Source organism: Senegalia massiliensis, assembly GCF_009911265.1.
Classification (GTDB): Bacteria; Bacillota; Clostridia; order Tissierellales; family SIT17; genus Anaeromonas; species Anaeromonas massiliensis_A.
On sequence record NZ_QXXA01000014.1, the window covers coordinates 15,602 to 39,081 of the forward strand.

Annotated in this window: 20 protein-coding genes; 3 read left to right on the forward strand and 17 right to left on the reverse strand. The window is 27.2% G+C overall.

The features are described from left to right. Positions 1 to 2 precede the first annotated feature (2 nt). A complete protein-coding gene (locus D3Z33_RS12660; RefSeq protein ID WP_160198141.1) occupies positions 3 to 872 on the reverse strand; it encodes a LysR family transcriptional regulator in 870 nt (289 codons plus the stop codon). Between the two features lie 105 nt (positions 873 to 977). Between D3Z33_RS12660 and D3Z33_RS12665 the strand changes: the two genes are divergently transcribed. After that, complete coding sequence (locus tag D3Z33_RS12665; RefSeq protein ID WP_160198142.1) at positions 978 to 2,024, forward strand: YeiH family protein; 1,047 nt, start codon at positions 978 to 980, stop codon at positions 2,022 to 2,024. 38 nt (positions 2,025 to 2,062) lie between these two features. Here D3Z33_RS12665 and hcp read toward each other — a convergent pair whose 3' ends face one another. Next, positions 2,063 to 3,718, reverse strand: a complete 1,656-nt coding sequence (gene hcp / locus D3Z33_RS12670) for a hydroxylamine reductase (protein ID WP_160198143.1) — start codon at positions 3,716 to 3,718, stop codon at positions 2,063 to 2,065. Positions 3,719 to 3,968: 250 nt separating this feature from the next. On the opposite strand from hcp, the gene D3Z33_RS12675 reads away from it, so the two are divergent. Continuing rightward, positions 3,969 to 5,030, forward strand: a complete 1,062-nt coding sequence (locus D3Z33_RS12675; protein WP_160198144.1) for an FAD-binding protein — start codon at positions 3,969 to 3,971, stop codon at positions 5,028 to 5,030. Here D3Z33_RS12675 and D3Z33_RS12680 read toward each other — a convergent pair whose 3' ends face one another. The 8 genes from D3Z33_RS12680 to D3Z33_RS12715 form a co-directional block, all read right to left on the reverse strand. Further along, the gene (locus D3Z33_RS12680; protein WP_160198145.1) at positions 5,031 to 5,798 is read right to left on the reverse strand and encodes a hypothetical protein; all 768 of its coding nucleotides are present in this window, start codon (positions 5,796 to 5,798) and stop codon (positions 5,031 to 5,033) included. 101 nt (positions 5,799 to 5,899) lie between these two features. After that, entirely contained in the window at positions 5,900 to 7,813 is a 1,914-nt protein-coding gene (locus D3Z33_RS12685; protein WP_160198146.1) for a diguanylate cyclase, read from the reverse strand. Between the two features lie 328 nt (positions 7,814 to 8,141). Further along, positions 8,142 to 9,017, reverse strand: coding sequence for an AraC family transcriptional regulator (locus D3Z33_RS12690; RefSeq protein WP_160198147.1), 876 nt, complete (start codon positions 9,015 to 9,017; stop codon positions 8,142 to 8,144). Between the two features lie 318 nt (positions 9,018 to 9,335). After that, on the reverse strand, positions 9,336 to 10,355 hold the full coding sequence (locus tag D3Z33_RS12695; protein ID WP_160198148.1) for a hypothetical protein: 1,020 nt from the start codon (positions 10,353 to 10,355) through the stop codon (positions 9,336 to 9,338). Between the two features lie 220 nt (positions 10,356 to 10,575). Then, the gene (locus D3Z33_RS12700; protein ID WP_160198149.1) at positions 10,576 to 11,541 is read right to left on the reverse strand and encodes a siderophore ABC transporter substrate-binding protein; all 966 of its coding nucleotides are present in this window, start codon (positions 11,539 to 11,541) and stop codon (positions 10,576 to 10,578) included. A 15-nt stretch (positions 11,542 to 11,556) separates the two neighbouring features. Beyond that, entirely contained in the window at positions 11,557 to 12,312 is a 756-nt protein-coding gene (locus tag D3Z33_RS12705; RefSeq protein WP_160198150.1) for an ATP-binding cassette domain-containing protein, read from the reverse strand. Next, entirely contained in the window at positions 12,309 to 13,259 is a 951-nt protein-coding gene (locus D3Z33_RS12710) for an iron chelate uptake ABC transporter family permease subunit (protein WP_160198151.1), read from the reverse strand. The genes D3Z33_RS12705 and D3Z33_RS12710 overlap by 4 nt, the downstream gene beginning before the upstream one ends. Beyond that, positions 13,259 to 14,203: an ABC transporter permease gene (locus D3Z33_RS12715; protein ID WP_160198152.1), complete on the reverse strand. Its 945-nt coding sequence runs from the start codon at positions 14,201 to 14,203 to the stop codon at positions 13,259 to 13,261. Before D3Z33_RS12715 ends, D3Z33_RS12710 begins: the two co-directional genes overlap by 1 nt. A gap of 163 nt (positions 14,204 to 14,366) precedes the next feature. Between D3Z33_RS12715 and D3Z33_RS12720 the strand changes: the two genes are divergently transcribed. After that, positions 14,367 to 15,116: a helix-turn-helix domain-containing protein gene (locus tag D3Z33_RS12720; RefSeq protein ID WP_160198153.1), complete on the forward strand. Its 750-nt coding sequence runs from the start codon at positions 14,367 to 14,369 to the stop codon at positions 15,114 to 15,116. Positions 15,117 to 15,195: 79 nt separating this feature from the next. Here D3Z33_RS12720 and D3Z33_RS12725 read toward each other — a convergent pair whose 3' ends face one another. The 7 genes from D3Z33_RS12725 to ndk form a co-directional block, all read right to left on the reverse strand. Then, on the reverse strand, positions 15,196 to 15,720 hold the full coding sequence (locus tag D3Z33_RS12725; protein ID WP_160198154.1) for a GAF domain-containing protein: 525 nt from the start codon (positions 15,718 to 15,720) through the stop codon (positions 15,196 to 15,198). A 258-nt stretch (positions 15,721 to 15,978) separates the two neighbouring features. Next, positions 15,979 to 17,451 (reverse strand): glycoside hydrolase family 1 protein, encoded by a 1,473-nt coding sequence (locus D3Z33_RS12730; RefSeq protein WP_160198155.1) that lies wholly within the window; start codon positions 17,449 to 17,451, stop codon positions 15,979 to 15,981. 44 nt (positions 17,452 to 17,495) lie between these two features. Then, positions 17,496 to 19,358: a beta-glucoside-specific PTS transporter subunit IIABC gene (locus D3Z33_RS12735; RefSeq protein WP_160198156.1), complete on the reverse strand. Its 1,863-nt coding sequence runs from the start codon at positions 19,356 to 19,358 to the stop codon at positions 17,496 to 17,498. A 129-nt stretch (positions 19,359 to 19,487) separates the two neighbouring features. Continuing rightward, complete coding sequence (locus D3Z33_RS12740) at positions 19,488 to 20,321, reverse strand: PRD domain-containing protein (RefSeq protein WP_201750529.1); 834 nt, start codon at positions 20,319 to 20,321, stop codon at positions 19,488 to 19,490. Between the two features lie 335 nt (positions 20,322 to 20,656). After that, positions 20,657 to 21,880: an FprA family A-type flavoprotein gene (locus tag D3Z33_RS12745; protein ID WP_160198158.1), complete on the reverse strand. Its 1,224-nt coding sequence runs from the start codon at positions 21,878 to 21,880 to the stop codon at positions 20,657 to 20,659. Positions 21,881 to 21,917: 37 nt separating this feature from the next. Beyond that, a complete protein-coding gene (yaaA, locus tag D3Z33_RS12750; protein WP_160198159.1) occupies positions 21,918 to 22,673 on the reverse strand; it encodes a peroxide stress protein YaaA in 756 nt (251 codons plus the stop codon). Between the two features lie 208 nt (positions 22,674 to 22,881). After that, entirely contained in the window at positions 22,882 to 23,280 is a 399-nt protein-coding gene (gene ndk / locus D3Z33_RS12755; protein ID WP_160198160.1) for a nucleoside-diphosphate kinase, read from the reverse strand. Positions 23,281 to 23,480 lie beyond the last annotated feature (200 nt).

Below are 23,480 nucleotides of genomic sequence, written 5' to 3' on the forward strand. Positions count from 1 at the left end.
CTTTACTTTTGATTTATACCCATTTTATTTTCAAATAAAGAAATTATTTCTTTTGCATCTGTATTCTTAAGATATACATAATTAAATTCCCTAGTAATAGTATTATTATCAATTGTAAAATATGATAAATTACTGTCACTATTTGCTACTGACTCGTATACAAATGATATGCTTTTTTCAGCCAATAAAAGTTTTTTTATGATTTCAAAACTACTAATGCATATTTTTTTCTTAAAAGAATCCAATGTAAAATTATTTTCATAAAGAATTTGTTCAAAAATTTCTCTTGTTCCTGACCCTTTCTCACGGACAATTAAAGTTTCTTTAAATATATCTTCAAAAGATACATTCTTTTGTGCAAAAGGATGATTTTTGCTACAAATCCCAACAAAAGGCTCTTCTTTATATAAAGCATAATTATACTTTTCTTTATCAAAAAAACCTTCTATTATAGCAAAGTCAAGTTTATTATGTTCAAGTAGAAATAATAAATGCTCTGTATTATCTACAATTAAGTTCAATGTATAATTATCAGTGTCAAAAAAACTCTTAACATTTTCAGCAATTACATATTCACCAATTGTTTTCGTTGCACCAATACGCAATTCTATTAAAGGTTTTTCCTTAATTTGATTTTTCAAAACATCTTCATTATATTTAGCAGAACGTGCATAAGATTCAAGCTTATATGCTTCTTTTGTTTTTTTTAATATTTTACCATCATAAGTAAATAGTTTACATCCATATTCATTCTCCAAAAAATGAATATGGTGTGTTACTGCTGGCTGTGTCATATGTAGTAGTTCTGCTGTTTTATGATAATTCATAGTATCACATAGTTTTAAAAATGTATGAATTCGATAATCTAGCATAATTCCTCCAATAAATATTTATTATCAATAAATAATATTTGATAATTAGATTTTATCACTTAGTGATGATAGAATCAATATGTCAGAAGAAAAGGAGGACTTATAATGTTTAATAAAAGTATAATAAATAAGATAGTTGATCTGGTTCCTGGAATTTTCATTGCATTGTTGATAGCAACAATTGCAAAGTATATAGAGAACTTATTACCAATTCATCTTATTGGTGCATCAGTAATAGCACTTTTTATAGGTATGTTTATTAATAGTATAATACAACCAAATGAAATAATTAAACCAGGATTGAAATTTACATCAAAAAAAATATTGAAATTTGCTATAATTTTACTAGGTTTATCATTAAGTATTAATACAGTTTTAACTGTAGGTAAACTATCATTAGTAGTTATGTTTTTTACTCTTTTAACATGCTTTGGTGGAGGATATATAGTAGGTCGCTTATTAAAATTAAATTGGAAACTATCAAACCTAATTTCTGCAGGAACAGGGATTTGTGGTGGTTCTGCAATTGCAGCTATAGCACCTGTTATTGATGCAGAGGATAAAGATATTGCATATGCTATGTCAGCTACATTCTTATTTGATATTCTAATGATTTTATTATTTCCTATTATGGGTGAATGGATGGGACTTTCTGATATGGCCTATGGTCTTTGGACAGGAACAGCTGTTAATGATACATCTAGTGTTGTAGCTGCTGGTTATGCCTTCAGTGAATCAGCAGGAGATTTTGCAACTATGGTTAAATTAACTCGTACAATTTCAATTATTCCTGTTGTGACTATTTTTGCATTTATAAATTCTAATTTAAAGAAAAAAGAATTATCTTCAACAAAAAATGTTACAAGTACTAATACAAAGGCAAATATTACATCTGTTTTTCCATGGTTTATATTAGCCTTTATTGGATTAGCTATTATAAATAGTTTTGGAATTATTCCTGATACAATATCAATTATGGCAAAAGAAATTAGTAAATTTTTAATGATCGCAGCACTAGCATCTATTGGGCTAAGTACAAACTTTAATGAAATGAAAAAATCTGGTGTTGCTCCAATGATGCATGGATTTACTATTTCAGCTTTAGTTGTAATTGTTGCTATTACTGTAGAATATTTTATGGGGATTGTTTAATAGTAAAGAAAATACCACTTATATAAGTGGTATTTTCTTTACTGATAATGTTGTTGAAGAGAGTTTTTTAAATCATCATCTGGAGTACTTATTGGCTTTAGACTAAAAGTATCTACTAAGTATTGTAATACATTAGGAGATATGAAAGCAGGTAAAGTTGGCCCTAAGTACATTCCATTTACTCCAAGGGATAATAATGCTAATAAATCAGCAACTGCTTTTTGCTCATACCAAGAAAGTACTATAGTAAGAGGTAAAGAATTAATATCTGTATCAAATGCATCTGCAAGAGTTGAAGCAATCTTAACTGCTGAATATACATCATTACACTGTCCCACATCTAATAATCTAGGTAATCCTGCTACTGTTCCAAAATCTAGTTTATTAAATCTATACTTACCACAAGCTAATGTTAAAATTATACAATCTTTTGGAACTTTTTCAGCAAATTCAGTGTAATAATTTCTTCCTGGTTTTGCACCATCACATCCCCCTATTACAAATAAATGTTTTATATCCTCTTTCTTTATTGCATTCACTATAGCTTCAGCATTAGATAAAGTTTCATTATGTCCAAATCCTACTATAATTTCCTTTTCCTCTTCATCTTCTTTAAATCCACCTAATTGTAATGCCTTTTCTATAAGTGAACTAAAATCTTTTGTACCGTCTTCATTTAGTTTAATATTTTTAACACCCTCCCATCCTACAACATTTGTAGTAAATATTCTATCTTTATATGATTCTCTCGGCCTCATCAAACAATTAGTGGTCATTAAAATAGCACCAGGTATATCATTAAATTCCTTTTGTTGATTTTGCCATGCAGACCCATAGTTACCTACTAAATGTTTATATTTATTTAATTTAGGATAACCATGACATGGCAACATTTCTCCATGTGTATATACATTGATTCCTTTTCCTTCTGTTTGTTTAAGCACTTGTTCTAAATCTCTTAAATCATGTCCAGATACTACTATAAATGGTCCTTTCTTAATTTTCACATTAACTTTATGTGCACTTGGATTTTCATATGTTTCAGTATTGGCTTCATCTAAAATCCTCATTACTTCTATACTAATTTCTCCAGTTCTCATAACCATTCGTATAAGATCTTCAACTGTTAAACTATCATTCGTTGTTGCCTCTAATGCTATAAAGTAAAAACGATCTACTTGTTCACTATGATAATTAATATATCTTGCTTGATGTCCATATGCACTTATACCTTTTAATCCATAAATTACTGTCCATCTTAACGAACGAATATCTGGATCAAGGTCTTGGTCATACATAATACCAGCTTTAATTGAATCTTTTAACATTTCCTCTTTATTATCACTTAAATTATATGTAGCTTCATTAGAGTATGTTCCTGTAGGTGCTTTTGCTCTTAGATCTTCTTTTATCTCTTGAGATTCTTTTAATAATTCTACATGAGCTTCTACATCAAAGTTTACATTAGTTAATGTAGTAAACAAACTATTCTCTACAAATTTTACAATTTCTTTATTAATACTTTCCCCTTTTTCTATTAATTGCTTTGCATAACATGATATACCTTTCAATTGATATATTAATAAATCTTGTAGATTAGCTATTTCTGGCGTTTTTCCACATACTCCGTGTTTGGTACAACCCTTTCCTCCCATTGTCTGTTCACATTGATAACAAAACATAGCATTTTCCATTTTTATCAACCTTTCTAAATGTTTTAAGTTGTATATTTTTTATTATTTATTATTTGTATTAGTTATAATTTTTCCATGACTCATCTATTCTATTCTTTTATTTGCTATGATTATTAAATTTAATTTATTATTAAATCAATAAACTAAAACTAACCATAATAAATTATTATTAAAAAATAATAATAATTTATTGACATTCGATAAATTATAAATTATAATTTACCTATTAATAATTAAGTGAGGTGTATTTATGTATGATATTGCTATTATAGGTGCAGGTCCTGCTGGAGCTAACCTTGCACGATTAATTGGAGACAAGTATAAAGTGTTACTAATAGATAAAAGAAATCTAGAAAATAAGAAATCTAGAAACCTTACCAGGAAATGCTGTGGAGGTTTACTAGCACCTGATGCTCAGAAAATGATTGCACAATTAGGATTAGGAATGCCTAAAGATATTCTAGTTGATCCACAACTTTTTGCTGTGAAAACTATTGATTTAACTAATAATCTAGAAAGTTTATACCAAAGATTTTATTTTAATATGGATAGAGAAAAGTTTGATAAATGGCTAATTTCATTACTTCCAAATAATATAGATAAAAAATTTAACTCTCTTTTTAAAAGTCTTTCTAAAATACCAGAAGGATATATAATTAGATATGTTCATAATAAACAAGAGAGATCTTCAAAAGCAAAAATTATCATAGGTGCAGATGGTGCTTTTTCAATGGTAAGAAAATATATTAGTAAAGATATAATAACCCCTAAAAGATATATAGCAATTCAAGAATGGTTTAAATCTCCATATTCTATGCCATATTTTACAGCAATATTTGATGAAGAAATAAGTGATTTTTATTCTTGGATTATACCAAAAAATAATCATATATTATTAGGATCAGCTCTTAGTCCTAAAAACAATACTAAGGAAAAATATAATATATTAAAAACAAAATTAACAAGATTAGGATTTAATTTTGAAAACAAAATAAAAGTAGAAAGTGCATATATCTATCGACCTAAGAAAATATCCCAGTTTTATATAGGAAAGAATAATATAGCTCTAATTGGAGAAGCAGCAGGTGCTATTAGTCCCAGCTCTGCAGAAGGAATAAGTTATGCATTAAAAACTTCTTTATACTTATCTGAAAGTCTTGAAGAAGGAATGGATGGTTTTTTAGATAGATATAAACAAAAATCAAAAGATATTAAATTAAATTTACTTATTAAAAATTTAAAATCTCCAGCTATGTATAACTCATCTCTTAGAAAATTAGCTATAAAATCTGGTATTACAAGTATTAAATAATTAAGGAGTATTATATATTAAGAAGTCAAGAGATGATAAAGATTTAATAAATAGTTTGATACCAGGATTTTCAGCAATATTATCAGCAACTATAGCTATACCATCTACTTTTGTATCTGGTTCTAATTTAGGTTGAATCGATGGATTACTTGGATATGTTATTCCATCATATTTAATCAATGCAAAAAATTCTTTTATACCTCCACCATAGACATTCATAATAATATCTTTATAACCATTTGTTTTACTATTACTTATAATGACAGGATTATTAACAAGACTAAATCTTGTTAATAACTTATATTTTCCATTTTCTTGTTTAAAAATAGCAGCACTACATCCACCAGTACCACATACTAACGAACCAACTAAATATACAAATATTTCAGGAATTCCATCTCCATCTAAATCTATTTTATTATAATAGTACCTTATATTATCCTTATACCTATCTAAATTAAATTCTTTTATCAATGCTTTTTCAAGTTTTATATCTCTCTGTGTTTCAGAACAAATGTATTCTATAGATGATAAATCTATTTGATCTTGATTTACAAAAGGTTTATACCTACATTTATCATCTCTTATTATCTCATAATCAAAATATGATGATATGTCATGTCTTTCTTTAAATATATTAACTACATACCAGTAACTATAATAATATTTTAGTATTATAAAATAACTTTCTTCTTGAAAATTATAAATATCAACTAATTCTAACTCCCCATCTCCATCTACATCCACCATATATCTATTACTCCACATATACTAACACCTCTTTATATTTATCTTGTTATTAATATATGTGAACTTAATTAATAAGTGTTTTATATATTAAGTTTCTATAAATTAAATATAGCTATCTTTTATTTTCTAAATTTAACCTGATTTTTTCCCTCTGCTTTTGCTTGATATAAAGCTTTATCTACAGTCAAAAATATATCTCTATATGAAAGATTATCCTTTGGAACCACGGATGTTACTCCTATACTTACAGTGACAAAATTATTTACTGATGATGCTCTGTGATGAATATTAAGTTCTAGGATATTATTTCTTAATTTATTAGCAGTCTTCATAGCATCTTCTTCACTAGTATCACTTAATAATACAACAAACTCTTCTCCTCCATAGCGAGCTAAAATATCTGTTGATCGAGATAAAGAACTCTTAAGAGTCTCTCCTATCTTAGCAAGGCATTGATCCCCTGCCATATGTCCATAAGTATCATTAAACAATTTAAAATCGTCAATATCTATAAGAATTAAAGCAATTGGTGTCTTATCTTCTAAGGATTTGTTCCACTCAATTTTCATTATTTCATCATATTTTCGTCTATTCCATACACCTGTTAATGAGTCATTAAGCGCAAGATACTCTAGATAATTATTTACTCTTTCCAATTCAAGTTTTTGCTGCTCTATTTTCTTAGCAGAAATCTCTAAATTTTTTGTTCGCTTTAATACTAAATCATCCAAATGTATATTCATATCAGTTAATTTTTTAGTCATAATTTCTTCTTGTCTCAGGGAGTTAGAAAATCTCCTAGCTAACACTAAAGAATTTAAAAAAGCAAAAATAAGTTGTCCAAAAGAACTAAGATTAGGCGTTTTAAATATGTTTTTCAATATAGAAGGACCATTATCATTTATCCATGGACTAAGAAAAATAATATCATTCAAACTCGTAAATAATAAAACTAAAGCCCCTATAATAATAATCCAGCTATCTTTGTCCTTATGAATTGAAATTCGAGTCAGTATAAATAATACATAAATTATAGCTACAATAGTCCATATCTGATATAAATAATTAACACTACTAAAAATCCTTGCTTGTGTAAATAAAACTAGAATACCAAAGGTAGCTCCAATAAAAGTAGCCAATATAATTAACCATTTATGAAAATATTCTGGAAAAATACAAATAAAAAATTTTAACATCAATGGTACTCCTAAATAAAAGGTCAATGTTTGTATCTTATGAGCAATCTCCCAGTTAAATTCAGGAAAAAGATATATAAAAAAGCATTCACCTACTAATAGAGTTCTAATTCCTATCAAAATACAAAATAAACCAAAATACAACCTAGATTTATCCTTTTTTCTAAAAAGAAATAAAGCAAGATGATATGTACCAATAAACATTAAACTTCCAAAAACAAAAATTTCCCTTGCTATAGCATTGTATCTCAAACTAAGAATTTGTTCTTCACTTCCAAGCTTTATCCCTTCCAAAATACCTCCACTTCTTTGATGAAAATTAGACACCTGAATAAGAATCTCATTCGTTCCATATTGTGACTCTAAAAATGCAATTTTAGGAATATACTGAGGTACCATGCTAGTCCTAGTTCTATCTACCTTTCCAGATGATGTAATTAGTTCTCCATTTATCCAAAGTTTGTATGCAGTTCTCACCCTTGGTATCTTAAGAGCTAATCTTCTATTTTCATCTGAAATAAATATAAGTCTATAAGTTGCATACCCATATCCTTTTTTTGATTCTCTACTTTCTATAAACTGATTCCAAGTATTAGGAATATCAATATATCCAGTCATAAAACTCTTTTTCAATTCATTAGGTTCTATTAACTGCTTCCAGTAAAATTCCCATTCACCATCCAACTGAACTAATTCATTATCAAACTGTACCTGAGTTAAATCTATAGTTCCATTTTTAGCTTTATGTTCAGATATTAATAATGAACTGGAACATCCACTTAAAAATATTATTAAAATTAGTATAATACTAATTAAGATTATTTTCCTATTATACACTTATTCACCCCAATTCAATCTATTAACATTTAATGAAATAGTATAATTTTTAAAAATATATATAGAATTATAACTGTTAATTTTATTTAATTTTATTCAAGTCTCATATTATTTGATTATTTATTAAATATTGAACATAGAAAAATCTACTGCTAATGCAATAGAATTGTCCTTTTATAATTTTTGTCTAAGTGATAGTAGTTCTTTTGAATATATAATTTAGTTTTTATTATATCATATACTAAATTTAGATAGTGTATAAAATACATATTAAAGTAGCTCCTCTAGATCTTATCATTAAGAGGAGCTACAAAAGTTTCATTAAATATTATTTCTTTTTCAATACTGGTATCCATATTTCACTTCTGAAATTTTGTGAAGTAACATCCTTATTCTCATTCCATAAAATTTCTGGTCCTTCTATTTGTTCATAGTTTGACATTGGAAACCACTCTGAATAGATACGTCCCCATACATTCTGAAGTGTATCAGGAAATGGTCCTCTCGCTTCAAATACAGCCCACGATGAAGCTTGAACTTTAAGTTGTGTTAAATTATCTGGACAATCCCTATTTGTTACCACTCCTATATAATGATCCAATTCCCCTTTTTCATCCATTCTCCCTTCTGAAAAATTTGTAGATGCGCTAATCAATCCTATAGGCTCTAGATTAGATAACTCTTTAAGTTTATTAACTGTTTCATCATCCAAACTTTTCCACATTGTAGAAATCTCTGGATTTACTCCATTAAAAATAATAGGCACTCTTTTTTTGATACCAACTATTCTAAATGCTTCTTTCTCTTCGATTCTATAGTTCATTTGATTTCCTCCTTTTATTGATAATTGGAAGGTTATTTTAGGATATGCTTTTAGATATTGACCATTCCTTCTAGCTAATGATGGTGTAACTCCATGCATACATCGAAATGCTCTTGTAAAAGAATCTGGGGAACTGTATCCATATTTAATTGCTATGTCTATTATTCTTATACTAGTATTTATAACCTCAAAAGCTGCTAATGTTAGTCGTCTACGTCGAATATATTCAGACAAGGTAACACCAGCAAGAAAAGAAAACATCCTTTGAAAATGATACTGAGAACATAAGGCTATATTAGCAACTTTTTTTAAATTAATATCATTCACAAGATTTCTTTCAATATAGTTTAATGCTTCATTCATTTTTTTAAGCGAATCCATTTTTATGACCTCCTCTCATCTATAGAATACCAAGAATTAAATCTATTTACCCTACATTAATTGCACAATTATGTAGGATTGTTTTTTAAAATATGTATTTTCATAAATTCATTATTTTTATCATCTAATTATACTATTATTTTTAATTCTACTACTTCAATGCCTTTTATTAATTTTTTTTGTTGAGAAATTAACTTATATATAGAACCTTCTACTAACTTCTTCATTTAAAATATAAGTTTCTTATACTTTATATTTACAATAAAAAAATTATTTTGATACCATTATTAAAACTTATTTTAATATATTAAATATATCTTATTGCATTTGTGAATAATACAATATTAATAAACTTCTAAAGGTTAAATCACACATACGTCTTTTTTCTGTTCTCCAATCTTTTTCCAATGCTAAACCGGTATATGTCCCCCATTTTGTAAAATAATAGTGATTTAATCTTTTCTTGAATACTCCATCATTTTCATTTAATATCTTAATAAGAAAATCAACTTGATCTTTTAACTCTTTTATATACTTTATTACACCTAGCCTAGATAGTAATTCCATTCTATGAAACCATATCATCCAATCTTTATCTTTAAAGTTATTCATGTCTGAACAAAAATCATGCATGCAAAATGAAGCAGGTGAAATTAATTGATGTCCTTTTAATACAAGTATATCTGGAATCGGTGATAATCTTATTAACTTAATTATTGAGGAAATAATCATTTTTTTATTTTCTTTGCTTCTCCACGTTTTTGTAAAAGCAAGAAGACTAATGTCATATATACTTGGCCATTTTACTTTATCTTTAAAAACTAATTTATTTTTATATTCTGTTGTAATATCTTCTATTTTATCTACTGAAAGTATGAACTTAAATTTATCCAATGCATATTCCATCTGCTTTTTGATAAAGTCTTTATTTTCTATACCTGCATAAGCAAATATAGTTGCTCTGATTAACTGTGATCCTCCAAATCCTTTTTTATCTAATATTTTTCCAACATTAAATAAACATCCCTTGTCAAATGTATCCTTTCTTATTTCTAATTCATTGAGCATTTTTTGAATTGAGGGTTGTTCTGATAACATGCCTTTTTCTGATAATACTCTTATTGCTGTTTCAATTCCCTTATTACTGTGAAAGTCCTCATCTATCCAACCATATGAGTTTTGTTTTGATATAAATTTCTGAATCAATTTATCCTCTAAAATTTGACTTTGAAGCTTTTCTTCTTCATATGAATCTATATTATTTAATACTTCCTTTTTTATCCTATACCTTATAGATGGACAAGCATTATCTAATAAAAATTTTAATATTTTATTCATATGTTTCTCCTTTTACTCTAAAGAATTAAAATACACCTATTTTATTCAATGTTTTTTCATTTCACAAACTTTAACATTAACCGTAATACTTATAAGTTATAATATTATTAATAATATTATAACTTATAAGTATTACGCTATCTATAAAAGATCAAAAATAATTTGAATATTTTATTAATTTAAAAACGCACTATTAAAAAATTTTAATAGTGCGTTTTCTTTATTTAAATGCTTGAGTAACATCTTCTATCATTTTATTTGTTGCTTCAATTCCACCAGAAGCTACATACCAAATTGGAGAATCAAGGTATACTATATTCTCATTTTTATATGCCTTTGTTGATTTTATTATATCATTGTCTAAGGTTTGTTTAGCTGAAATATCTCCGCCTACAATCACTGATCTATCCATTACAAATAAAATATCTGGATCTTTTTCTAATATATATTCAAAACTAACCTTTTGACCATGAGTACTAGATTCTATATCTGTATCTATTGGCTTTATTCCAAACTCATCATATAATATTCCAAATCTTGAACCTGGTCCATACACACTAAGTTCTCCATCATTTGCTAGAATATATAACCCAGTTTTATTTGATTCTTTAGCCATTGTATTTAACTCTTTTACTTTCTCTTCTATTTCTTTTATACTATTAGCCATTTTCTCTTCATCATCAAATATTTTTCCTAATTTTTTCATATTATCTTTGAAAGATTGCATATAGTTAGAACCATCTATTGCCATATAAGCAGTATTACCTACTTCTTTAAATTCATCATATTTTGATGCTTGTCTAGCTGAAATTATTATTAAATCAGGATCAAGCTCAAATATTTTTTCAAAATTTGGTTCTTGCAAAGTTCCTACATCTGTATAACTATCACCTTTAAATTTACTTAAGTACTCTGGAGCATGTTTTTTAGGTAAGCCTATTACATTATCTCCATAACCCATTTCATTTATAGCATCTAAAATACCATAATCAAATACTACAACTTTCTCTGGAATTTCTGTAAGTTCTACTGTTCCATATTCATCTTCAAGAGTTACATTATAATCTTTAGAATCCACATTTTCTTCGTTCTTTTCTACTACTTCTCCCTCTTGTGAACAAGCTCCTAAAGTAAATATTAATACTAATCCAAATAAAATAAATGTAATTTTTTTGCTGATTTTCATTTTTTCTTCCCTCCATTAAAAATAGACACAAAGTCTTTTATTATTTATATCAGTTACTGTTATATCTAAATTATAGATATCTTTTAATGTATAACCATTAATTATATTGTGAGTTTTGTTATGTTCTACTACCCTCCCTTCCTTTAATGCTAATATATAATCTGAATAAACAGATGCAAAATTTATATCATGAATAACTATAATTATAGTTTTCCCTAAATCAACTACCATTTCTTTTAAAATCTTCATAATCTCTACAGAATGCTTCATATCTAAATTATTTAAAGGTTCATCTAAAAGAATATATTCTGTATCTTGAGCTAGTACCATGGCAATGTATGCTCTCTGTCTTTGACCACCACTTAATTGATCCAAATATTTATTCTGAATATCTTCTAATTTCATATATTTAATTGATTCATCTATAAACTTGTCATCTTCTTTTGTAAGTCTTCCTTGATTATGAGGAAATCTTCCAAAAGCAACTAATTCTCTAATAGTAAGTCTAATATTTATATTATTTGTTTGTCTTAAAACGCCTATTTTTTTAGATAAATCTTTATTATTCCAATCCTCTAGTTTTCTACCATCTATTATTACTTCTCCTTCATAATCTTTTATTATTCTAGATATAATTGATAGCAAAGTAGATTTTCCAGCACCGTTAGGACCTATAAAAGAAGTAATACTTTTTTTATTTATATCTAAAGATACATCGCTTAATACTTTTTTATCTCCATATGATTTATCAATATTCCTAATTTCTATCACTTTATATTCTCCTTTACTAGTAAAAATATGAAATATATTCCTCCAACTAAATTTATTATTACACTTATTGGCGTTCCAAAATTTAAGATTTTTTCTACTATAAATTGTCCACCTACTAAAAATATAATACTCAGTAAACATGATGTTATTATTAAATAAGTGTGTTTATAAGTATTAATATATTCTCTAGCTAAATTTGCGACTAATAGCCCTAAAAATGTTATAGGTCCTACTAAAGCTGTTGAAACAGAAACCAATAAAGACACTATAATAAGTAGTCCTGTATTTAGTTTGTCATAATTTATTCCCAAATTTATTGCATGATTTCTACCGAGAGAAATAACATCTAACTTTCTAATATTTTTATAAATATATATATAGGACAAAATTATTATTATAGAGGCTACTTTTAATATATCTTTATTAATTACATTAAAACTAGCATACATTTTATCCTGAATATGCATAAATTCATTAGGATCTATAATCATCTGCATAAAAGATGATAAACTTTCAAATAAAGTTCCCACTATAACTCCAATTAATAATAGTTTCATTAAATTATTACCAGTAATTTTAAATAAATATTTAAATAAAAAGGTTGAAAATAAAGCCATGACTAATATAGTTATTAAAAAATTCAAATTGAAATTTACTATTAATTTACTACTAGAACCTAGTAAAAAAACTATAGAAGTCTGTATAAAGATATATAAAGAATCTAATCCTAATATACTAGGAGTCAATATCCTATTATCTGTTATAGTCTGAAAAATTAATGAAGATGTACTTATAGCTATTCCAGTCATTACTATTGCTAAAATTCTAGGGATTCTCTTTGACATAGCATAAGAATAATTTTTTTCATTAACCCCTATAAATAAAAGTAAAGATATAAAAATTAGTGCCAAAATAATAAGTAGAATTATTTTTCTATTTTCCTTCATTACTGATTCCCCCTAATTAATAAGTATAGAAAAATAATACTTCCAAAGACACCTACTGTTAAACTTATGGAAACTTCATAAGGATATATTATGACTCTTCCAACAATATCTGATATTAAAAGAAAATTAGCTCCTATTAAAGCAGTATATCCTATACTATTTTTCATATTATCTCCCTTAATAAGGCTTACAATATTAGGTACTATTAATCCTAAAAATGGAATTCTACCTACTGTTACTATTACTATTGCTGAGATTAAAGCAACTATAGTTATTCCTAAGTTTACGACAAACTTATAATTCAAACCTAAATTTATTGAAAAGTCTTCTCCTATACCTGCTAAAGTAAATTTATTAGCATAAATTACAGCTATTATTAGTAGAGGAATACTTATGTATAACATTTCATACCTACCTTTTATTATCATAGAGAAATCCCCTTGAAGCCATGTTCCAATACTTTGTACTAAGTCAAATCTATAGGCTATAGCTGTAGTAATAGAGTCTATTACGCCTCCTAACATCATCCCTATCAAAGGAATAAATACTGTGTTCTTTACTTTAATATGCCTTAATATAAACATAAAAAGAAAAGTTCCTCCCACTGAAAATAAAAAAGCTAATAGCATTTTATTAAGAGAGCTTGCAGATGTAAAAAAAATAAGAGAAAACAATATTCCCAATTTAGCAAAATTTATAGTTCCTGCAGTTGTAGGAGATACAAATTTATTTTGAGTTATTTGCTGCATAATAAGTCCTGCAATACTCATACTAACTCCAGCAAATATAATACTAATTAATCTTGGCAATCTGCTTAAAATTATAATATTTAAATTTTCTTCACTTAAGTTAAATATATTTTTTATACTAATATCCTTAGCCCCTATAAAAATTGAAACTACAGATAACATTAATAGTAATGCAACTAGATACCTTTTCTTCATAAAACCTTCCCATCTTTTGTTTATTATTGATTAAATTATTAAATATGATATGATATTTAATGATAATGATAATCCCTATCAATTATCCTAGCATTATTTAATTTTACTTTATTTGAATATTTCTATATTTTTATTAATTTTTTTAAGTGTATGAGGTGATATTTTGATAAATAAATTACATATTTCAAATGTAATGAAAAAGTTTAATCTTTTAACTAATATATCTATTATTGCATTTGATCTAAATGGAGTTCCTATAAGTGCGTCTGGATATGGAAAAACATTGTATGATTTTCTAGATAAAAATACTATCTATGATAAGATGATTAACAATTACTTTAACGATGGAGAAAATATTTTCAATTCTAATTGTTATAATAATATAGAATATATTCTTTCTCCTATTTGCCCTAGAAACATTTATAGAGGCATATTTATTATAGGTCCCATATCTCAGAAAAAAAATAATTGTATAGGAGCACCTTATAAGCCAAAACATTTATATTCATATATTTTAAAATCTTTAAGATTAATTTTTAAGGATTTCCCTAAAAAGCATATTGAAATGGAAAAAGAAAAGGAATATAGTTTACACATAAAAAAGGCTATTGATTATATTGATTCTAGATATATGGATAACATTGGATTAGATGAAGTTGCTAATTATTTAAATATAAATAAATCGTATTTTTCAACTATATTTAAATCAGAAACAGGAGAAAGTTTTACTAATTTCTTAAATAGATTAAGGGTTGAAAAAAGCAAAAGCTTACTTGTTAACAAAGATTATTCTATGTTAGATATTGCCCTCATGGTAGGTTTCAGTAACCAAAACTACTATAATATTATATTTAAAAAATTTACTAGCTATACTCCTCTTCAATATAGGAAAGTATACACTGTTTACAATTAATAAAGGTTGTATCTTAAATTTTAATTTAAGATACAACCTTTATATTAACTTTATATAATAGTAATTTAATAAGCTTATTTTAATTTTTACTCATTAATAATTTCAAGTCTTTTTCCATAGATGATTTAAATTCTCTTAAAAGAAGTTTTTGATCAGATGTTAAATCCATAGGCTCATCATCTAGGACACAAATAGTTCCAAAAAATTCACCATCTGGCCACTTTATTGGAAGCCCATAATAAGAAATCATATCAATATCAACATCAGGATTATCTTTCCATGATTCTAATTGCATTGCATCCACAATAGATAATTCCTTATCTGTTCCAACAACTGTTTCACAATAGAGACCATGACATAGATAATCATTGCCCCCTACTTTATATGGATTAGACTCATTTTCACTCATTAAAAATACCTGCATAGCTTCTTTTGTAATTTCCATTATTAGACCTGCACGCACATTAGTAAAAGAAGCAATTAAGTTTGCCATGTTTTGCCATCCTTTTTTCATATCATCTTCTACCTTTGGCTTATCTGGACTCGTTATAGGAACTTCTTTATAAGAACCATCAGATCTAAGCTTTATTCTAACTTTTGTCATAAAAAATCTCCCTTCAAAATTTAAGGTACTTAATCCTACAATTTTTCAAACTTGAATTAATGTACATTAGTTAATTACCCATATTAATCTTAAATATTCATTAAATTATTAGATGCTACCTTATTATAAATACTCTTATTTTCTTTGTCATGATTTAAAAATTTTAAACCTCTCAGAAAATTTTCTGAGAGGTTTATTTTTATTTCATGTTACATTCAACTTATATATTTATATTTCACTTTAATTATTAGGTGTTTTTTATTCTCCTAAATCTTCTCCATTTGAAGAAATAACCTTTTTATACCAGAAAAACGAATCTTTTGGTATACGATTTAATGTTCCATTTCCTTTATCATCTTGATCAACATAAATGAACCCATAACGTTTACTCATTTGAGAAGTCCCACAGCTAATCAAATCAATGCATCCCCAAGTAGTATATCCCATTAATTCTACACCATCTTTAATAGCTTCCTTCATCTCTATAATATGCTTTCTAGTATAGTCAATTCTATAATCATCATGTATTTTTCTATCTTCTGTTAATTTATCTTTTGCTCCCAAACCATTCTCTACTAAGAATAAAGGAATTCCATAACGATCATACATCTTATTTAGAGAAATTCTTAATCCAATCGGATCAATAGGCCAATCCCATTGTGTTAGTTCTAAATATGGATTTTTAATTGGACTATCTAACTGTCCTGCTAATTTATAAGCATCTGGTCTATCTTCAGTGACATGAGACATATAGTAGCTAAATGCAACAAAGTCAACTTTACCTTCTTTAAGTAGCTCATTATCACCATCTTTAGTTATAATTTTAATATTGTTTTCTTCAAAATAACGCATCATATAATTTGGATATTCTCCACGAACTTGTACATCTGGATAAAATGTATTAATCTGATCTGCTTTTAATGCCTGTAATTGATCTTTAGGTTTACAAGTTTTCCCATATGACTCAATGCGATTTATCATGCATCCAATCTTTGCTTGTGGAATAATCTCATGACAAGCTTTTACTGCTAAAGCACTCGCTAAAAACTGGTGATGTGAGGCTTGATATGCAGCTTGTTCTACATTTTCCACTTTATCTTCTAATACTCCTGCCCCAGTATATAAGCTATTTAAGTTCATATTCATTTCATTAAAAGTAATCCAATATTTCACTTTATTTTTATATCGTTCTAATATTGTTCGTGCATATTTATCAAACAAAGTGATTAATTCTCTACTAATCCAGCCATTATATTTTTGAGTTAAAGTAATTGGCATTTCATAATGTGACATTGTTACTAGAGGCTCAATACCATACTTTTTACATTCATCAAACACCTTATCATAAAATTCTAATCCTTCTTCATTTGCTTCTTCCTCTAAACCAGTTGGAAAAATTCTAGCCCATGATATTGATAGGCGAAATACCTTAAAGCCCATTTCAGCAAACATAGCAATATCTTCCTTATAATGGTGATAAAAATCAATTCCCCATCTTTTTGGAAATAAGTATTTTTCAGGATTATTAAAATACTCTTCTAACTCTATTGAACTTACATTAAATGTAAAATTATTCACTGATTTTCCTGCATATGGATCTTTATATGCTGCCATATCTGATGTTGATAAGCCTTTTCCACCTAAATTAAAAGCTCCCTCAATTTGATTTGCTGAAGTTGCACCTCCCCATAAAAAACCCTCTGGAAATTCTTTTTTAAATCTTTTTATCATTATAATACTCCTCCTTTTAATTATAGTTATATTAATTAAATTTTCTATTTAATTATCATTAACAATTTACTTTTGCATGAATCTACCTGTTTATCATCTGTATGAATAATATCTAAATACTCTGGTGTATTTGTTACAATTACAGGAGACACTAAAGAAACATCTTTTTCTTTGAGCCCATCAATATCAAATTCTAATAATTCATCTCCAATTTCAATTTTTTCTCCTTTTTTCACTTTTAACTTGAATCCTTCTCCATTTAATGAAACAGTTTCTAGACCAATGTGAATTAATAATTCAACTCCTGTATCTGAAGTAATTCCAATAGCATGATTATTAGGAGTTAACATTGTTACCTCCCCAGAAAAAGGAGAATATACTATACCTTCTTTCGGTATAATTGCCACTCCATTCCCAACAATCCCTTCTGCAAAAGTTGAATCAGGAATATCCTCTAAAGGCATGACATCTCCAGTTAATGGAGACAATAAGTTGATAATATTATTATCACTTTCTATTGTAGAAACATTATCTGCAACTCGTATTCTCTCATCTTCCTTACTTTCAAACTTAAACATTAAAGTTATAACTAATGAAACAATAAAACTAGAAACAATTCCTATCAAAGCATAAATAAAGTTGTTGGATCCATTTTCAATATAAGATGGAACAGACATAATACCTGGTACAGTAAAAGAAAATGCTTTTACAGAAAATATACCAAAGATTGCCCCACCAACTGCTCCACCAATCAAGCTGGCGTAGAATGGTTTCTTTAGTTTCATAGTCACTCCATATATTGCTGGTTCAGTAATTCCAAAAACAGCTGGAATGAAAGTCGAAAAAGATAATTGTTTCATTTTTGGATCTTTTATCTTTATAAAAACTCCTAAAGTTGCTCCTGCCTGAGCTAAGTTTGCTACTAAATTCATTGGCAATAACATAACATCGTAACCAAATTTATGAAAACTAGCGAATGTTCCTGGGAAAAAAGCGTAATGCATACCTGTAATAACAATTAGAGGCATTAACCCTCCCATTAATAATCCTGCAACTGGACCTGCAAAATCAAATAATTTAGTAAATAATATGTCTAAATAAACTCCAATATAAGTTCCTAGAGGAGCAATAAACATTAACGTAATAGGAGCTATTATAAGCAGAACTAATAGTGGTACAAAAACTATTCTTAAAGATTTTGGAACAATTTTATCTACTCCTTTATACACATAGCTTAATAGCCATACTCCTAAAATTATTGGTAATACAGATGAAGAATAACTATTCATTGGAATCTTTAATCCAATAAAGCTCAAATAGCTTATTTCTCCTCCAGCAGCATACTCCATAATTTTAGGATACATTAGAACTCCAGCTAGAGTTATTGACAATGAAATATCTGTTTTAAATTTTTTAGCCGCAGAATATGCAATTAAAAAAGGTAAAAAGTGAAATGGTGCATCTGAAATAAAACTTAAAATTTCATAATTTGAACTTGTCTGAGAAAGAAAATTCAAAGCTACTAACAATGCCATAATACCTTTTAATAATCCCCCACCAACAATGGCAGGTAATATTGACGTAAAAATTCCTGAAATTACATCGAAAACTGCTTCTATTACATTTGTTTTTTGTTTAGAAACACCCTCATAATGTTCTTTTTCCCCTAATAATTGACTGATCTCTGAAAAGACATTTGCTACTTCATTTCCAATAATAATTTGAAATTGTCCACTTTGAAATTGCACTCCCATTACACCATCTAAAGACTTTATTTTACTAATGTTTATTTTTTCTCTATTTACTATATTAAACCTTAAACGTGTAATACAGTGCCAACTTTGACTTATATTATCTTTTCCTCCCATTTCTTTTATGATCTTTTCAGCTAATCTTTTTCTATCCATTCCATCTCCTCCTTATTTAATTTTAATATAAAAAAACCTAAACAAAATTTGTAATAACTATTTTAAAATAGTTATTACAAATTTTGTTTAGGTTAATGCCCCTATTAAGTAACACGCCTTAACAAAAAATTATTTATTTTCTCGAACAATTCTTTCTATGTGAATAGTAAGGTAAATAATTTCATCATTACTAATTCCCCAATTATACTCATTTTCTAACATTTCTTTAATTACTAGACAACAGTTATAACTTTTTTTATATTTTTCTTGAATAATCTCCCTGAATGATTTATCCATATCCATTGCATACGATTTATTCATCTTATGACGAGCAATAAAATAGCGAAGATGCGTTATAAACCTAGAGTAATTAATTGTAGTTTTGTCTAAATTTATATCAAATAATCTTTGAATAATTTTAATAATCTTTTTTATTACTTTCATAATTTCCATAGTATCCCCTAATGAATGCCCATCTATTTGAGCATTAACAAAATGAAGAGCTATAAAAGAAGCCTCTATTTTAGGTAATATATGACCTAAACGATTTTCAATGATTTTTAATGCTCCTTTTCCAACTTTATATTCTTCATTATATAAAGTTGGAATCTCCCATTGAAGTGGATTATCCTCGTAATTTTTATTTTGATCTCTGTTAATTGCAAATTGTAAATGATCTGACAAAGAAAATAATATTGATTGATTCAATTTTCTTTTTAGTAGTTCTTCACCGAATACAATAATTTCTTCAGTAACAGTTAAAACTTCTGCTGAAATCTGTTCTAATAATTGACTAGCTTGTATGCTTTTTTCAGGGTAAAAAGTTTTTTTAGCTAAACTTGCATTTACTAAATCACCTTTCTTTTTCTTAAACCCAATTCCTGTACCAAATATAATTACTTCTTTATTTTTCTCTGTTTCTGCTAAAACTATATTATTATTTAATGATTTTATTACTTTCACCAAAGAGAATCACCTCTAAAAAAGTATTAAAAAAACACCAACATCAAAAACAACATCAAAACGATTAAAACAATTCGTTTTGTTATATTTGACTTGGTGGTGCCTGACTAGATCAGTTACACTCCTGCATCTGCTCATCTATTCACTTATTTATCTATTTACAGAATATCATAACAAATAAAGATTGTCAATACTTTTTATATTTTAATTTCAAATATAGTCAGCTAAATTTTAAAAAAAGACCAGCTAAATTTTCACTTAAACTGGTCTTAATAATAATTGTATTCAATTTAATTTATATTTAATAATATAGAATTAATAATTAATATAATAACTTATACTATTTTTTCTTCTATTTTTTCTAATAATTTGAGAACTCCTGATTCAACTTTATTCAAATCTTCTTCATTAGGAGAACCTTCAAATTCAACTGTTTCAACAAAGTCCCACTTCATTTTACTTTTTTCTATTATATCTTTTAATTCCCTTTCAGCTCCACCTGACCATCCATAAGATCCAAAACGAAAAGCTGCTTTATTAATAACTTTTTTTCTTCCTAACTCTTCTATTGCTGCTGCTACTGGTGGAAACATCTTATATTCATAGGTAGGTGCAGCAATTATTAATCCTGCTGATTTAAAAACAGTAGCAATCATTTCACTTTCACTTTCTAAAGGCATTTCAAGTTTATTTACTTTTATCCCTTCTCTTTCTAAGACCTTTTCTACAAACTCAACTGCTTTTGCAGTCATACCATACATTGAACCCCATAATATAGTGATTTCCTTTTTACCATATCCTGCTGAATATTTGCAGAATCTAGTATAATCATCTATTATTTTTTCAGGATTTTGTCTATATACTGGCCCATGTCCTGGAGCTATAATATTTATATCAAATTCTTTAGATTTTTTTATTGCCCTTTTTACCATAGGTGCAAATGTTCCCATAACATTTGAAAAATACCTTATACCTTCATTTTCAAAAAAATCTACTTCTTCAGTTGTCATCTCATCATCAAAATAATGTTCCTCCATTCTTCCAAAAGCTCCATACATATCACAGGAAAATAAAGTTTTAGTATCTGACTCATATGTATACATAGTATCAGGCCAATGTACATTTGGAACTGGATGAAAACTTAATTTTTTTCCCTTACCTAAATCTAATGTATCTCCTTCTTTAACTACTTTTATTTTTTCTCCATCACCATAAAAAGAATTTATCAATTTAGCTGCTTTATCTGTACATATAATTGTAAAATTATCATTAATCTTTTTAAAATTCTCAATCCATCCAGAATGATCTGGCTCCATATGATTAACTATCAAATAATCTATCTCTTCAGGATTTACATCAATTTCTCCAAGACTTTTATATAAAGTTTCTGGTACTCCATCCCAACCTATAACGCCATCTATAATAGCCGTTTTTTCTCCTTTTACTATATAAGAATTTAATGTAACACCATTAGCTAGCTCCCATATTCCTTCAAAAAGCATATCTTCTACATTCATGGATAACATATGTATTCCATCTGCTATCTTTATTTGTTTCATAATATAACCTCCATATTTATCAATTAATATAATATTTTTATCCTTTTTTATTCTTTTTCAAAAAGATGTATGTGCTTTCATCTGATAGATGATCCATGTAAGTATAATCTAGTCTATTAAAACCTTTAATACCTTCTACATCTTTAATCTGTTCTTCTGCCATAAATCTGACCATTTCACCTCTAGCCATCTTTGCTAATGTACCCTTTTCAACTATCTTTTCTTCAATCATCTCCCCAAAAACGCAAGTAATAAACTTCACTTCTTCATCCAAATAATTAGAAATACATTTGCTATACTCTTTAGATGCTAAGTTTATAATATATTTACTTTCCGAAAAAAGTTGATTAGCTAATTTTTTATCCCAGAATTTATAGAGTGAATTTATATCTTCACTTCCCAATTTTGATTGCATTTCCAACCTATAAGGCACAACACCATCAAAGGGACGTAGTACACCATAAAATCCAGATAGTATGCGCAAATGTTCTTCAAGATATTCAAATTCTTTAGTTTCAAATACATTTTGTCCCATATGCTTGTACTGAAGACCTTCAAATGAAAGTATAGCAGGAGTTAAGTTACTATACAAGTCCATATTATGGATTCGATTATAATTTAAAGCAGCTATTTTATCACTACATTTCCATATTGATTTTAATTCTTCATAACTTGAATTTTTTAAATATGATAGCAAAATTTCTGTATCCTCTATAAACTGAGGAATTTGATTATAATCTAATGAATCTATGTCTACCTTCATTTTCTTTGCAGGTGAAATAATAACCCTCATATTTACCTCCTATTTTATTAAGCTTTTCATATCATTATATTTTGTTTGTTTTGATTATATCATAAATATATCTTATTATCTCATGAAAATGTCACACTTCATTTTCTAATATTAAATTCCTTTATATGTAAAAAAACAGTTAAAGTGATAAGATCACTTTAACTGGTTTTTTTACATATAAATATTATCCTAGTTACTAACTAATACCTTATTTAAACCATAAATCTAATTCTAGGTGTGCACTTTCTATTGAATCTGACCCATGGATTACATTTGTATTCATAGAATTAGCAAATTCACCTCTTATAGTGCCTGAAGCTGCAAGCTTTGGATCCTTATCTCCTATCATATTACGCATTACTTCAACAGCAAACTCTCCCTTTACTTCCATTGCCATAACCGGACCACTTAATATATAATTTATTAACTCATTAAAAAATGTTTTGCCTTTATGTTCTTCATAATGTTCCTCAACTAAAGCTCTGCTTGGTTCAAATAATTTAGCCTGTATTATTTTAAAACCCTTTTTTTCTATTTTAGATATGATTTCTCCCATTATACCTCTTTGTATTCCATCAGGTTTAATCATTATAAATGTTCTTTCCAATATATATCCTCCTTAAGGTTATTTCAGATATTATACCCTATATTGAGGAATTTTAAAAACTATTTATCAAAATAATATCAATAGATATTAAAAGTTATAAAAAGTTAAAAAACTCACTATGTTTTAACTTTGTCCTTAAGCAAGAACCTCCAATACACAGAGTATGGGATAATAGCACCAAATATTAAAAAGTACTTATT

Bases quoted from the DNA above. Each gene is read 5' to 3' on its own strand.
- D3Z33_RS12715 (WP_160198152.1), bottom strand. From the start codon at position 14,203: ATGAAGAAAAGGTATCTAGTTGCATTACTATTAATGTTATCTGTAGTT.
- D3Z33_RS12735 (WP_160198156.1), bottom strand. From the start codon at position 19,358: ATGGATAGAAAAAGATTAGCTGAAAAGATCATAAAAGAAATGGGAGGA.
- D3Z33_RS12665 (WP_160198142.1), top strand. From the start codon at position 978: ATGTTTAATAAAAGTATAATAAATAAGATAGTTGATCTGGTTCCTGGA.
- D3Z33_RS12680 (WP_160198145.1), bottom strand. From the start codon at position 5,798: ATGTGGAGTAATAGATATATGGTGGATGTAGATGGAGATGGGGAGTTA.
- D3Z33_RS12690 (WP_160198147.1), bottom strand. From the start codon at position 9,017: ATGGATTCGCTTAAAAAAATGAATGAAGCATTAAACTATATTGAAAGA.
- yaaA (WP_160198159.1), bottom strand. From the start codon at position 22,673: ATGAGGGTTATTATTTCACCTGCAAAGAAAATGAAGGTAGACATAGAT.
- D3Z33_RS12730 (WP_160198155.1), bottom strand. From the start codon at position 17,451: ATGATAAAAAGATTTAAAAAAGAATTTCCAGAGGGTTTTTTATGGGGA.
- D3Z33_RS12700 (WP_160198149.1), bottom strand. From the start codon at position 11,541: ATGAAAATCAGCAAAAAAATTACATTTATTTTATTTGGATTAGTATTA.
- D3Z33_RS12660 (WP_160198141.1), bottom strand. From the start codon at position 872: ATGCTAGATTATCGAATTCATACATTTTTAAAACTATGTGATACTATG.
- D3Z33_RS12695 (WP_160198148.1), bottom strand. From the start codon at position 10,355: ATGAATAAAATATTAAAATTTTTATTAGATAATGCTTGTCCATCTATA.
- hcp (WP_160198143.1), bottom strand. From the start codon at position 3,718: ATGGAAAATGCTATGTTTTGTTATCAATGTGAACAGACAATGGGAGGA.
- D3Z33_RS12725 (WP_160198154.1), bottom strand. From the start codon at position 15,720: ATGACAAAAGTTAGAATAAAGCTTAGATCTGATGGTTCTTATAAAGAA.
- D3Z33_RS12745 (WP_160198158.1), bottom strand. From the start codon at position 21,880: ATGAAACAAATAAAGATAGCAGATGGAATACATATGTTATCCATGAAT.
- D3Z33_RS12710 (WP_160198151.1), bottom strand. From the start codon at position 13,259: ATGAAGGAAAATAGAAAAATAATTCTACTTATTATTTTGGCACTAATT.
- D3Z33_RS12675 (WP_160198144.1), top strand. From the start codon at position 3,969: ATGTATGATATTGCTATTATAGGTGCAGGTCCTGCTGGAGCTAACCTT.